12 protein-coding genes and 2 pseudogenes are annotated in these 13,346 nt (G+C 67.8%); 3 read left to right on the top strand and 11 right to left on the bottom strand.

Features of this window, described 5'->3' with window-relative positions; genetic code table 11:
* From IMZ29_RS21140 to IMZ29_RS21100, 9 genes and pseudogenes are all read right to left on the bottom strand, one after another.
* The coding region (locus tag IMZ29_RS21140; RefSeq protein ID WP_216188049.1) for a hypothetical protein at positions 1-268 on the bottom strand (268 nt) is incomplete at its 3' end.
* Between the two features lies 1 nt (position 269).
* Positions 270-1,499, bottom strand: a complete 1,230-nt coding sequence (gene fabF, locus IMZ29_RS21135) for a beta-ketoacyl-ACP synthase II (RefSeq protein WP_216188046.1) — start codon at positions 1,497-1,499, stop codon at positions 270-272.
* A 160-nt stretch (positions 1,500-1,659) separates the two neighbouring features.
* On the bottom strand, positions 1,660-1,899 hold the full coding sequence (gene acpP / locus IMZ29_RS21130; protein WP_216188043.1) for an acyl carrier protein: 240 nt from the start codon (positions 1,897-1,899) through the stop codon (positions 1,660-1,662).
* A 160-nt stretch (positions 1,900-2,059) separates the two neighbouring features.
* Positions 2,060-2,794: a 3-oxoacyl-ACP reductase FabG gene (gene fabG, locus IMZ29_RS21125; protein ID WP_216188040.1), complete on the bottom strand. Its 735-nt coding sequence runs from the start codon at positions 2,792-2,794 to the stop codon at positions 2,060-2,062.
* Between the two features lie 22 nt (positions 2,795-2,816).
* Positions 2,817-3,746 carry an ACP S-malonyltransferase gene (fabD, locus tag IMZ29_RS21120; protein WP_216188037.1) on the bottom strand — a complete coding sequence of 310 codons (930 nt, stop codon included), beginning with the start codon at positions 3,744-3,746 and terminating at the stop codon, positions 2,817-2,819.
* Between the two features lie 76 nt (positions 3,747-3,822).
* Positions 3,823-4,797 (bottom strand): beta-ketoacyl-ACP synthase III, encoded by a 975-nt coding sequence (locus IMZ29_RS21115; protein WP_216188035.1) that lies wholly within the window; start codon positions 4,795-4,797, stop codon positions 3,823-3,825.
* Positions 4,794-5,821, bottom strand: a pseudogene (gene plsX, locus IMZ29_RS21110) (phosphate acyltransferase PlsX). Before plsX ends, IMZ29_RS21115 begins: the two are co-directional and overlap by 4 nt.
* Before the next feature lie 31 nt (positions 5,822-5,852).
* Complete coding sequence (gene rpmF / locus IMZ29_RS21105) at positions 5,853-6,035, bottom strand: 50S ribosomal protein L32 (RefSeq protein WP_216188032.1); 183 nt, start codon at positions 6,033-6,035, stop codon at positions 5,853-5,855.
* Between the two features lie 87 nt (positions 6,036-6,122).
* On the bottom strand, positions 6,123-6,677 hold the full coding sequence (locus IMZ29_RS21100; RefSeq protein WP_216188028.1) for a YceD family protein: 555 nt from the start codon (positions 6,675-6,677) through the stop codon (positions 6,123-6,125).
* Between the two features lie 403 nt (positions 6,678-7,080).
* Here IMZ29_RS21100 and IMZ29_RS21095 point away from each other — a divergent pair, with 403 nt between their 5' ends.
* Positions 7,081-7,680, top strand: coding sequence for a Maf family nucleotide pyrophosphatase (locus IMZ29_RS21095; protein WP_216188026.1), 600 nt, complete (start codon positions 7,081-7,083; stop codon positions 7,678-7,680).
* Entirely contained in the window at positions 7,677-8,462 is a 786-nt protein-coding gene (locus IMZ29_RS21090; protein ID WP_253207351.1) for an SAM-dependent methyltransferase, read from the top strand. Before IMZ29_RS21095 ends, IMZ29_RS21090 begins: the two co-directional genes overlap by 4 nt.
* 56 nt (positions 8,463-8,518) lie before the next feature.
* On the opposite strand, the gene IMZ29_RS21085 is transcribed toward IMZ29_RS21090, so the two are convergent.
* Positions 8,519-9,184, bottom strand: a complete 666-nt coding sequence (locus IMZ29_RS21085; protein ID WP_216188023.1) for an HAD-IA family hydrolase — start codon at positions 9,182-9,184, stop codon at positions 8,519-8,521.
* Positions 9,181-10,116, bottom strand: a complete 936-nt coding sequence (locus IMZ29_RS21080; RefSeq protein ID WP_216188020.1) for an RluA family pseudouridine synthase — start codon at positions 10,114-10,116, stop codon at positions 9,181-9,183. The genes IMZ29_RS21085 and IMZ29_RS21080 overlap by 4 nt, the downstream gene beginning before the upstream one ends.
* A gap of 699 nt (positions 10,117-10,815) precedes the next feature.
* Here IMZ29_RS21080 and IMZ29_RS21075 point away from each other — a divergent pair.
* Positions 10,816-13,346, top strand: a pseudogene (locus IMZ29_RS21075) (Rne/Rng family ribonuclease); the annotation flags it as partial.

The raw sequence follows: 13,346 nt of genomic DNA, 5'->3' as shown, positions 1-13,346 counted from the left end.
CGCAGGCGCGCCAGACGGTGGCCGCCACCCGGCGCGACGCGCCTCGCGCGGCATCGGCGCGAGGGCCGGCCACATGCACCCAGAGCCCGAACGGCCCCACCGCGACGACATCCGGCGACGTGCCGGCCCACTGCCCATCGCGGTGCTGCCAACGCCAGGCGCCGGTCGCATCGACTTCGATACGGCGCACGGCCGGCCGCCAGCCGCGCACGCGGTGAACGCGAGCGCGGGTGCGCAGGTGGCCGGACACTTCCTGGCGTGGATTCAAGCTACACCCGGCGCACCAGCATCGACCCGTTGGTGCCCCCGAAACCGAACGAATTGGACAGCGCATACTCGATCGCCATCGGGCGAGCGGCGTTGGCGCAGTAGTCCAGATCGCACTCCGGATCCTGGTTGACGAGGTTGATGGTGGGCGGCGAGATCTGGTGATGCACCGCGAGCGTCGTGAAGACGGCCTCGATGCCACCGGCCGCACCCAGCAGGTGCCCCGTCATGGACTTGGTCGAATTGATCGTGAGCTTCTTCGCGTGGTCACCGAAGGCGAGCTTGAGGGCCTCGGTCTCGTTCTTGTCGCCCAGCGGCGTGGAGGTGCCGTGCGCGTTCACGTACTGCACCTGATCGACGTTGATCTTGGCGTTGGCGAACGCGTTGAGCATGCCGCGACGCGGGCCATCGCGATCCGGGGCCGTGATGTGGTGCGCGTCGGCGCTCATGCCGTAGCCCACGAACTCACCGTAGATGCGCGCGCCGCGCGCCTTGGCGTGTTCGTACTCTTCGAGCACCAGCACGCCGGCGCCCTCGCCCAGCACGAAGCCATCGCGATCGCGGTCCCACGGGCGCGAGGCCGTCTTGGGATCGTCATTGCGCGTGGACAGGGCACGGGCCGCAGCAAAGCCACCGATGCCCAGCGGGGACACGGTGGATTCGGCGCCGCCAGCCAGCATGACGTCGGCATCGCCGTACTCGATCAGGCGCGCCGCATCACCGATGCAGTGCAGGCCGGTCGTGCAGGCCGAGACCACCGAGTAGTTCGGACCCTTCATGCCGAAGAGGATGGAGAGCTGGCCGGAGATCATGTTGATCAGCGCGCCAGGCACGAAGAACGGGGAGATCCGACGCGGACCGCGGGCGGTCAGTTCGGCATGCGTTTCCTCGATGCGCGGCAAGCCGCCGATACCGGAGCCCACCACCACGCCGATGCGGGCTGCGTTCTCTTCGGTCACTTCCAGGCCGCTGTCACGCCAGGCCTGCATGCCTGCCGCGATGCCGTAATGGATGAAGGTATCCATCTGGCGCGCATCCTTGGCAGGGATGTAGTCCTCGATGTTGAAGCCGCGGACTTCGCCAGCGATGTGGCAATTGAACGGGGACGCATCAAACCGGGTGATCGTGTCGATACCCGAACGCCCCTGGATGATGTTGTCCCAGGCGGTATTGATGTCATTGCCCACGGGCGAGACGATGCCCAGGCCGGTGATCACGACACGTCGCTTCACTGATGGCTCCTCGCAGGTCGACAGGCGCCCGCGTGATGATGCGTTTGAAAAACCCCGAAATCCAGCGCCACGAGGCGGCAAGCGCCGCCTCGTTCCACCCTGATACGCCGCGGCCCGCCCGCCTGGGCTAGCCGGCGCGCAGAGTGGCCGCCGAGCCGCATTACTTCTTGATGTTGGCGCTGATGTAGTTGAGCACGAGCTGAACGGTGGTCAGCTTTTCGGCTTCTTCATCGGGGATCTCGGTCTCGAACTCGTCTTCCAGAGCCATGACGAGTTCCACCATGTCCAGCGAATCGGCACCCAGGTCGTCAACGAAAGAGGACTCGTTCTTCACTTCGGCCTCATTGACGCCGAGTTGTTCAGCGACAATTTTCTTGACGCGCTGTTCGATGCTTTCCATGCGGATCTCCAAAGAGTCAAATCTTGCGAATTATAGCCAAGTGCCGCAGGATGCAGCAGGTGGCGGGAAAAGACGAGCAGGAGGTTTCCGGCTCGCTGCGTGCCCCCTCGGACGACCCCGCCGTACAGCTGACAAGGCGTCACGCGGGGACGTCGCGTGATCAGTTCATGTACATGCCGCCGTTGACGTGCAACTCAGCGCCCGTAATGTAGCCTGCCGCGGGCGAACACAGGAAGCCCACCGCGTGCGCGATGTCTTCCGGCGTACCCAGACGGCCCAGCGGGATCTGGCCGAGCAAGGCTTCGGTCTGACCTTCACCCAGGGCACGCGTCATGTCCGTATCGATGAAGCCCGGGGCCACGCAGTTCACGGTGATGTTGCGGCTGCCCAGCTCGCGGGCCAGGGCGCGCGTCATGCCTGCCACGCCGGCCTTGGCAGCGGCGTAGTTGGCCTGACCGGCGTTGCCGCTGGCACCCACCACCGAGGTGATGTTGACGATGCGGCCCCAGCGCGCCTTCATCATGCCCTTGAGCACGGCACGAGACAGACGGAACACCGACGACAGGTTGGTGTCGATGACGGCACTCCAGTCATCGTCTTTCATGCGCATGGCGAGCGTGTCGCGGGTGATGCCGGCATTGTTCACGAGGATGGCGGGACCGCCCTCCTTCGCGAGCTCGGCCATGAGCGCATCGACTGCAGCCGCGTCCGTGACGTTGAGGACGACGCCGCGCCCACCGTGCGCCTGCAGCGCAGCGGTGATGGTCTCGGCGCCAGCGGCGGACGTGGCCGTCCCGATGACGCGGGCGCCACGGGCGGCGAGGTCACGGGCGATAGCTTGGCCGATACCACGGGTGGCACCGGTGACGAGCGCAATCTTGTCTTGCAGATCCATGGATGATTCCTGGCGGTCGCGGTTAGGCCGTGGCGGCCAGAGCGGCTTCCAGGGAAGCCGGATCGGTGATGGCGAGCGCCGTCAGGTCACCGTCGATGCGCTTGACCAGGCCGGCCAGGACCTTGCCGGGTCCGCACTCGACGATGTGGGTGACGCCCTGGGCCTTCATGGCCTGGATGGTCTCGACCCAGCGCACCGGATGCCATGCCTGGCGCACCAGGGCATCGCGGATGGCGGCCGGGTCGGCCGGACTCGCCACGTCCACATTGTTCAGCACGGGGATCACCGGCGCATTCACGGTGACCTCAGCGAGCGCGCGCGCGAGCACGTCGGCCGCCGGGCGCAGCAGGCTGGAGTGGAACGGGGCGGACACGGGCAGCGGCAGCGCGCGCTTGGCGCCCGCCGCCTTGGCCGCGGCGCACGCGCGCTCGACGGCACCCTTGTTGCCGGCAATCACGACCTGCGCCGGCGCATTGAAATTGACGGCTTCGACCACCTCGCCCTGCGCACCTTCGGCACAGGCACGGCGCACGGCGTCGTCGTCCAGGCCCAGGATGGCAGCCATGCCGCCCTCGCCCACCGGCACGGCCGATTGCATGGCGTCGGCGCGGATGCGCACCAGGCGCACGCCGTCTTCCAGCGACAGGGCACCCGCAGCGACGAGCGCGGTGTACTCACCCAGGCTGTGGCCAGCCACGACGTCAGGCGTGCGGCCGCCAGCGGCCTGCCAAGCGGCATAGACCGCAGCGCCGGCCGTGAGCATGACGGGCTGGGTGTTGGTGGTGAGATTCAGCGCGTCGGCCGGGCCTTGCGCGATCAACTGGGCCAGGTCCTGGCCGAGCGCGCCGCCGGCGCGCGTCAGCACGTCGGCGACAGCCGGGTTGCCGGCGAAGGCGTCGAGCATGCCAGCCGATTGCGAGCCCTGGCCCGGAAAGACAAAAGCGATCTTCATGGAGTTCCCCTGTAGGCGCATGCGGGCGACGCCAGCCGGCACCGGCATGCGCCGGGCCGCGACGGCCGCGCCAGGATCATAGACGGGCCAGCACGCTGCCCCAGGTGAATCCGCCGCCCACGCCCTGCATCAGCACGGTGCTGCCGGTGCCGATGCGGCCATCGCGGCGCGCGGTGTCGAGGGCCAGCGGGACGCTGGCCGCGGAGGTGTTGGCGTGCTGATCGACGGTGATCACCACCCGCTCGGCGGGGATGCCGAGCTTGCGACCCAGCGCATTGATGATGCGCACGTTGGCCTGGTGGGGCACAACCCAGTCGATCTGTTCAAGCCCGATGCCGGCACTCTCGCAGGCTTCGCGCGCCGACTGTGCCAACACGTTGACGGCCATCTTGAACACAGACTGGCCGTCCATGCGCAGGAACGGATCGCCCATGACTTCGCCATAGGCCACGTTGCCTGCCGCGCACAGGATCTTCATCTGCGAGCCATCGGCATGCAGGTTGGCCGCGATGATGCCCGGCTGCTCAGAGGCGCGCAGCACGACCGCGCCAGCACCGTCGCCGAAGAGCACGCAGGTGGCGCGATCGTTCCAGTCCAGAATGCGGGAGAAGACTTCGGCCCCGATCACGACGGCACACTTGGCACGGCCGGCCTGGATCAGGCTGTCGGCTGTCGTGAGCGCATAGGCGAAGCCCGAGCACACCGCCTGCACGTCGAAAGCGGCGCCACCGGCAATGCCCAGGTTGGCCTGGACCAGACAGGCCGTGCTGGGGAAGACGAAATCCGGCGTGGAGGTGGCCACGATGATGAGATCCACCTCGGCGGGCTCGACGCCGGCGTCGCGGATGGCGCTGCGCGCGGCTTCGGTGGCCAGCATGCTGGTCGTGACACCCCGCTCGGCGAGGTGGCGCTGACGGATGCCGGTGCGCTCGACGATCCAGGCGTCGGACGTCTCGACGCCGCGCTCGGCCAGCTCGGCCGCCAGCATGTCATTGGAAACGATACGCGGCGGCAGGAAGCTGCCCGTGCCGACGATGACCGATCCTGTCATTCCCGTGTCTCCTGAACGCCCTTCGTGAGTTGGGCAACAGCGGCGGCTGTACGTTCCTGCAAACCGCCGGCGACGGCGTCATACGTGCGTTGCAGCGCCCAGCCGAAGCTGAAGGCGTCGGCCGAACCGTGGCTCTTGAACACCACGCCACGCAGGCCCAGCAGGGCCGCGCCGTTGTAGCGCCGCGAATCGACCTGCTCGCGAAAGCGGTTGAGCACGGGCGTGGCAACGAGCCCGGCGGCCATGGTGAGCGGGCTGCGCTTGAATTCCTGGCGGATCATGCCGGACACCATGCGGGCAAGGCCTTCGGTGGCCTTGAGCACCACGTTGCCGACGAAGCCGTCGCACACGACGACGTCCACCCGATCCTGGAAGATCTGGTTGCCCTCGACATTGCCCTGGAAATTGAGCGTGCTGGCGCGCAGCAGCTCGGCGGCTTCCTTGACGATGTCGTTGCCCTTGATGACTTCCTCGCCCACGTTGAGCAGGCCGACGCGCGGCCGCTCCTTCTGGTCGAGCGCCGACACCAGGGCAGAGCCCATGATGCCGAACTGCAGCAGATGTTCCGCACTGCAATCGACGTTGGCGCCCAGATCCAGCATGGTCGTGGCCCCGCCTGCCCCGTTGGGCAGCGACGCCGTCAACGCCGGGCGGTCGATGCCGTCCAGCGTCTTCAGCACATAGCGGGTGATCGCCATCCAGGCGCCGGTATTGCCGGCAGACACGCAGGCATCGGCGCGACCATCCTTCACCAGGGTGGCCGCTACGCGCATGGACGAGTCTTCTTGCGGCGCAACGCAACCTCGACCGGGTCGTCCATCGTGACGACTTCCGAGGCGGGCACCACCTCCAGGCGCTCGCGCACCCCGGCAGGAACGTCGCCCAGTCGGGCTTGGATGGCGTCGGCCTGACCGACCAGCAGCAGACGGACGTCCGACTGACGCTGAGCGAAGGCCACGGCGGCCGGCACGGTGACGGGCAGACCGTGGTCTCCCCCCATGCCATCAATCGCGATACGGATCATATCCGCGGGCGAACGACCAGCGGGCCGCGAGTTATTCGTCGTTCTTGGTCTTGAGGACCTTGCGCCCACGGTAGAAACCGTTCGGCGAGATGTGGTGACGCAGGTGCAGTTCACCCGTGGTCGGCTCGACGGCCGTCGGCGGGGTGGTCAGAAAGTCGTGCGAACGGTGCATGCCGCGCTTGGAGGGCGACTTCTTGTTTTGCTGAACAGCCATGATGACTCCTGGAAACGGCGCGCATTGTACGCCAAGCGCGGCGTGTTGGTTTACGACTACACAAAAAGCCCGCGGCAAGCCGGGGACTCAATCCTTTTTCAACTGCCCCTTCAGGCCCGCCAACTTGGCGAACGGATGAGGGCGTCCGGGATCGGCCTCCCGGCTGGGCTCGTCTGCGGCATCTTCCGGACAGACGTCGTGCCGCGCAATATACGGCATGGCGAGGATCAATGCGTCCTCGACCTGGGCCTGTACGTCGAAACGGACAGACCCGAGCACCTTGTCATACCCATCGAGGTCAGCCTCGTCGGGGTCGCCGTCCTCGAGATCCTCTTCGCTGCGCACCAGGTGCAGCGTGGTCTCCTCGTCGATCGGCCAGGCAAACGGCTTCAGGCAGCGCTGACACACGACCTGGGCTTGCGCCTTCACGGCCAGGTGCAGCAACGGCTCGCCCAGCGCGCCGACGGCCCCCTGGATGGACCACTGCGCCACACCCGCCTGCTGCGGCAGCCCTTCGGCAAACCGCGCGAACTGGGCCAGCGGCACTTCGCCATCGTAGGCCAACCCGCGCGTGGCGCAGTCGAAGGCGTCGATGACGCGCGCACCCGCGCGGCCCGCTCCGGGTTCGTGCTGATTCGCCATGAATTCGGTCTCCTAGCGCTGCGCGACTGGCGATCTGCGGGCAGGCGTGCGTCCCGGCTGCGACTGCAGCGTGATCCCGCAGGGATACGCCCGCGCGCCCAAGGCACGATTCGCGCCCGACAGAAGCATCTCGATCTGCGTCCTGATGATGGCCCCGAGGGCTTGTCGTCACGCGCCTACGCAATGCACTGCCAGATGCAGCCAACTGAGTTACAGCTTGGTGAGTTGCAGCCTACCTGCGCGCGCCCGCACAACCCCCGAGCAGCACCGCAAGATACCGGCGAGGACTCAAAGCCACCGGCCAAGTGCTCACCAAAAGCGTAAAATGATAGCCCGAAAAGTCGCCACCCGTCAAAGCTTCGCGCCGGGCCTGCCAGCCTCGTCGCCCTCTGCCAACACCTGCATGCCTACTGACCGCCCTCGCCTCATCCTCGCCTCCACGTCCGTCTATCGAAAGCAGTTGCTCGAGCGGCTGCGCCTGCCCTTCGACACTCAGGCGCCTGGCGTCGATGAAACCGCGCTGCCTGGCGAGACGCCGGCGGACCTGGCGCTGCGGCTGGCCCAGGCCAAGGCTCACGCAATCGCCGTCAACGCACCGGGCGCCGTGGTGATCGGCTCCGATCAGGTGGCCGTGTGCGCCGGCGAAGCGCTGGGCAAGCCGGGCGACTTCGACCACGCGTTTGCGCAACTGCGTCGCATGGCTGGCCAGGATGTGGCCTTCCACAGTGCGCTCGCCGTTACGGACGGCACGCGCACCGAAGTGGCCGATGTGATCACGCACTGCCGCCTTCGCCCGCTCACCGACGCCCAGCTCATCGCCTACCTCAAGGCCGAGACGCCCTACGACACGGCCGGCAGCGCCAAGGCCGAGGCCCTGGGCATTGCGCTCATGGAGCGCATCGACAGCGACGACCCGACGGCCCTGATCGGTCTGCCGCTGATCGCGCTCACGCGCATGCTCGCAAGCTTCGGCCTGGATCCGCTCGACGGAGGTGCGGCATGAGCGCGACACAACAGCCGGACGACGCGCGCCAGACCGAAGCGCCCCCCGCCCCGCCGCCGCGCGTCGACGGGCCCGGCCGCCTGCACCTGATTCCGGTGTCGCTCGGCGACGCCCCCAGCACGCGCTGGCTGCCCGCCGAAGCGCAGGAAGTGGCCGGCCGGCTCGACACCTACATCGCCGAGAACGCCAAGACGGCGCGGGCCTTCCTCAAGCAGGTCGGCACCGTGCGTCCGATCCAGGAGATCACTATCCACACCCTCGCCGAGAAGACATCGGCGGGCGACATCGACAGTTGGCTGCGACCGCTGCGTCGCGGCGGGGAGATCGGCCTCGTGTCCGAGGCCGGCTGCCCGGCCGTGGCCGACCCCGGCGCGCGCGTCGTGGCCGCCGCTCACGCGCTGGGCATCGAGGCCGTGCCGTGGGTAGGCCCCTCCTCCATCCTGCTGGGCTTGATGGCGAGCGGACTGGACGGCCAGCGCTTTGCCTTTCACGGCTACGCCCCCGTGCAGGAAGCCGAACGCGCCCGCCAGCTGAAGGCCTGGGAACAGCTCTCCGCCAAACACAGCCAGACACAGATTCTGATCGAGACGCCCTACCGCAACCGCGCCATGTTTGCTACGCTCACCCAGCACCTGCGCGGCGACACCCGCCTATGCGTGGCCCGGGCCCTCACCACCGACGCCGCCTGGGTGCGCACCAAGACGATCGAAGACTGGAAGCGCAGCCCCCCGCCCGAACTCGACAAGCTGCCGACATTGTTTCTTTATCTCGCCAGAGGCTGACCGGCCGGGCCTTGATCAAACCAGAGCCCAGAGGCCCAGGGCGTGTGATTGCGCCCTCAGTCTGCCAACGACCTCACCCGCGGCAGCAGCCAATCCGACAATTCTGTGACGTTGTGCACGATGCCCGCAGGCGAACACGCCTGCAGTTCGGTGATCGGATGGGCGCCGTAGGTCACGCCCAGCCCATGCACTCCGGCGCTGCGCGCCATGTTCAGGTCGTGCGAGGTGTCGCCGATCATGAGCGTGCGCTCGGGTGGCACCATCAGTTCGTCCATCAACTCCAGCAGCATGGCCGGATGGGGCTTGGAATGGGTCTCGTCGGCGCAGCGCGTGGCATCGAATCGCGGGCGCAGGCCGGTGGCGTCGAGCGAGCGGTCCAGACCCTGGCGACTCTTGCCGGTGGCCACGGCCAGCGAGGCACCGGTGGCGGCGACCGCCGAGAGCAGCGCCTCGATACCGTCGAAGAGCCGCAACTCGGGATCCCGCGTGAGGTAGTGATACCGGTAGCGCTCGGAGAAGGCCTTCCACTGCTCGGGCTTGAGTTCAGGCACCGCAGCACGTAGCGCATCGGCCAGGCCCAACCCGATCACCCAGCTCGCGGCTTCGTCCGGCGGCACAGGCAGGTCCATGTCCCGGCACGCGCCCTGGATGGCGGCCACGATGGCCGGCGTCGAATCCATCAAGGTACCGTCCCAGTCGAACACCACCAGCGAATACGTCATCGCGTCTTTCCCGTCGAGGTAGCGGCACGCGCGGCGCGCAGGCGCGTGAGCAGCTGCTCACAGGCCGGCGGCAGCGGCGCCGAGAAGGCCAGCGGCTCGCCCGTGATCGGGTGGGCAAGCGCCAGGGAATGCGCATGCAGGAACATGCGCTTGAAACCGTATTGCCGCGCCATGCGTTCGCGCACGGCGTCGTCGCCGTACTTGTCGTCGCCCACCAGCGGGTGGCCACTCGAGGCGAGGTGCACCCGGATCTGGTGCGTGCGCCCCGTCTTCAGCTCGGCCTCGACGAGGCTGAACTCGCCCAGACGCTCCTGGCCGGAGACGATGGTGTGCGCGCGCTGGCCCGTCTCGTGCACACGCACCCTGCGCTCACCCGAGGGTGTCGTCCACTTCAGCAGCGGCAGGCGGATGTGCTGCCGCGCATTTTGCCAATCGCCCTGGACCAACGCGAAGTATTTCTTGGTGGTGCGGCCCTCGCGCAGGGCGTCGTGCAGGCCCATCAACGCCGTGCGCTTCTTGCCCACCATGAGCAGGCCGGAGGTCTCGCGATCCAGCCGATGGGCGAGTTCCAGGAAGCGGGCATCCGGCCGCGCCGCACGCAGTTGTTCGATCACCCCGAAGGACACGCCGCTGCCGCCATGCGCGGCCACGCCCGAGGGCTTGTCGATGACGAGCATGGCGTCGTCCTCGTAGACCACGGGGAAGTGGCCCGCAGGCACGAACTTCGGCACTTCTTGCGGCACACGCAACGGCGGCACGCGTACGAGATCGCCTTCGTTGATGCGGTAATCCACGGCAACCCGCCCCTTGTTCACGCGCACCTCACCGCCACGGATCGCCTTGTACAGGTGGCTCTTGGGCACGCCCTTGCACAGCCGCAGCAGGAAGTTGTCCAGGCGCTGGCCGTGGTGTTCCGGACCGATTTCGACCATGCGGACCGAGGGTACGTTGTCTGAGGACTTGATTTGCACGATGTGGAAAGCGGCCTATAATCATTGAGCCTGGAAAAGGACCAGGCGCGGGGTTGCATCACGCCCTGGCGTCGAGACGCGCAGCTGTCAGTGAAAAATAACGATTCACGACGGCTTCGATGGTCTCCGTCGGCGTGCCAGCATGATGGGCCAGACACATTGTAGCGCCCACCCGCGAAGGTCCCTTCGGGCCGTCACGGCCGTCAATCGCGCAGTCGCCGCTCCAACAGAGCCCGGCGCGTGGTTCGCTCTTTCGCCGACGCCAGCAGTTGAACCCGTCGTATACGCACTTGGGCGCCTGAGACTTACCGTGATTGTGGAATGCAAGAGCCGCGACACGAATCATGCGCCCCCCGGCTTGTAGTCCCGACATGACCTTCCCAGACGCTTTGCCCCGTTCCAGCCCGCCGCGCCATCTCGCGCGGGCCGGCCGTGGGCAATGCCGCCGCGCCGATCACCCGGCCGCGCCCCGTTCTGGCCTGTCCGGATCCCACTACCTCTCCTGTTCTACGTACGCCGGCCGGCGTACCGTGCACGTCCGATCCTGATGGGGCGTGCGCTTCTCGCGCGCGCCGGTTTCTCCTGCTCGTCTGCCCGCCGGATGGCCCGCAAGGCGGTGTGTCGATCATCGACGCGCCAACCCTACGGAGAAGCACATCCATGAAGCGCATGCTGTTCAACGCGACGCACCAGGAGGAACTGCGCGTCGCGATCGTCGATGGGCAAAAGCTCATCGACCTTGACATCGAGACTGCCGGGCGCGAACAGCGCAAGGGCAACGTCTACAAAGGTGTCATCACCCGGGTCGAACCCAGCCTCGAAGCCTGCTTCGTCAACTACGGCGAGGAACGCCACGGCTTCCTGCCGTTCAAGGAAGTCGCCCGCACCTACTTCAAGGAAGGCGTGGACGTGCGCGGCGCGCGCATCCAGGACGTCCTGCGCGAAGGCCAGGAAATCATCGTCCAGGTCGAGAAGGAAGAACGTGGCAACAAGGGCGCGGCCCTCACCACCTTCATCTCGCTGGCCGGCCGCTACCTGGTCCTGATGCCCAACAACCCGCGTGGCGGTGGCGTCTCGCGCCGCGTCGAGGGCGAGGATCGTCAGGAACTGCGCGAGAACATGGACCAGCTGGACGTGCCCGGCGGCATGAGCCTGATTGCCCGCACTGCGGGCATCGGCCGGACCGTCGAGGAACTGCAGTGGGACTTGTCCTACCTCATGCAGCTCTGGCGTGCCATCGAGAGCGCCTCCAAGGAAAACGCCGGCCCGGTCCTGATCTACCTGGAGTCGAGCCTCGTCATCCGCGCGATCCGCGATTACTTCTCGCCGGACATCGGCGAGATCCTCATCGACACCGATGAGATCGCCGAACAGGCCACGGCCTTCATGAGCGTCGTGATGCCGGACAACGTGCATCGCGTGAAGCGCTACCGCGACGACGTGCCGCTCTTCTCGCGTTTCCAGATCGAACACCAGATCGAGACCGCCTACTCGCGCACCGTGCCCCTGCCCTCGGGCGGCGCCGTGGTCATCGACCACACCGAAGCCCTGGTCGCCGTGGACGTGAACTCCGCGCGCGCGACGCGCGGCAGCGACATCGAAGAGACCGCCCTGCGCACCAACATGGAAGCGGCCGAGGAAGTCGGCCGCCAACTGCGCCTGCGCGATCTCGGTGGCCTGATCGTCATCGACTTCATCGACATGGAAGACAGCCGCAACCAGCGCGCTGTCGAGCAATGCCTGCGCGACGCCTTGCACCTGGATCGTGCACGCGTGCAGATGGGCAAGATCTCGCGCTTCGGCTTGATGGAGCTGTCGCGCCAGCGGCTGCGCCCCGCGTTGAACGAGGGCTCGCACATCACCTGCCCGCGCTGCAACGGCACCGGCGTCATCCGCGACACCGAGTCGAGCGCCCTGCACGTGCTGCGCCTGCTGCAAGAAGAGTCCATGAAGGACAACACTGCTGCCGTGCATGCCCAGGTGCCAGTGGAAGTGGCCACGTTCCTGCTGAACGAGAAGCGCTCAGACATCGCCAAGCTGGAAGCCCGGCTCAAGGTGAACGTGGTGCTGATCCCCAACAAGCACCTCGAGACGCCGCATCACCACCTGGAGCGCCTGCGCCACGACGACCCGCGCCTGGAAGAGGCCAAGTCCTCTTTCGAGCTCGTCGAAGCGCCGAGCACCATCATGGACTGGGTGCCGCCGGGCGCCGATGCCAAGCCGCGCCCCGAGGCGCTGGTCAAGGGCATCACGCCGGCCCAGCCCGCCCCCACGCACACCCCGCACCAGCCGCAGCCGCTGCCCCCAGCGCCGCGCCTGCCGAACGTGCGCCCGCGAGCTTCCTGAAGCGCCTGGCGTCCTGGCTGGGCCTGCAGAGCGCCCCGCCCGCCGTCGAGACCCCGGTGCCCGCCCCTGTGGCGCCGGCCAAGCCGGAAGGTGGCCGTGGCCGCAACGGCGAGCGCAATGGCCAGGGCAATGGCCGTGGTGGTCAGCGTCGTCGCAACCCCGATGAAGCCCGCGCCGAGCGCGGTCCGAAGACGGATCGCCCCGAACGCGCGCCGCGCGCCGACAAGGCCGAGCGAGGCGAACGCGCCGAGCGTCCGGAACGCGGGGATCGTCCTGAGCGGGCCGAACGTGGCGAACGTGGCGAGCGCGGCCGCCGTTACGACGCCGAGCTGGACGTCCCGGCGCAACGCGAGGGGCTCGACGATGCCAGCGGCCAGGATCGCGGTACGCGCGGCCGTCGCGGTCGTCGTGGCCGTCGTGACGACGCCCGCAATGACACCCTCGGCACCGAGGTGAGCGCAGGCGTGGACGCGACGGTCGCCGCCGTGGCGAGCGCCGAGCTCGCACCGGCGCCGGCCAGCGCCGAGGACCGACCGGTCGACGCCCGTCTGAACGAGATGGATCTGCCCAGCCTGGAGCTCGACAGCCCGGAAGGCGTTGACGCGGATGGCACGGACGAGAACGGCGAACCGGAACGCAACCGCCGCCGCCGCCGCCGTGGCCGTCGCGGTCGCCGCACGGGTGAAGGCGATCTGGCCCTCGATGGCGAAGGTCTCGATGGCGACGCGGACGCACCGGCCCAGCCGGCTTCGGTCCAAGCAGTGGTGGCCACGGCTGCCACGGTGGCCGCCGCGGTCGAGTCGCCCTCGGCCCTGCGACGGATGCTGCCGCGCCTGCGCACCGGT

Origin of the sequence: Verticiella alkaliphila, assembly GCF_018904615.1 — a bacterium.
GTDB classification, from domain to species: domain Bacteria; phylum Pseudomonadota; class Gammaproteobacteria; order Burkholderiales; family Burkholderiaceae_B; genus Verticiella; species Verticiella alkaliphila.
This window is presented reverse-complemented; position numbering and strand designations above follow the sequence as displayed.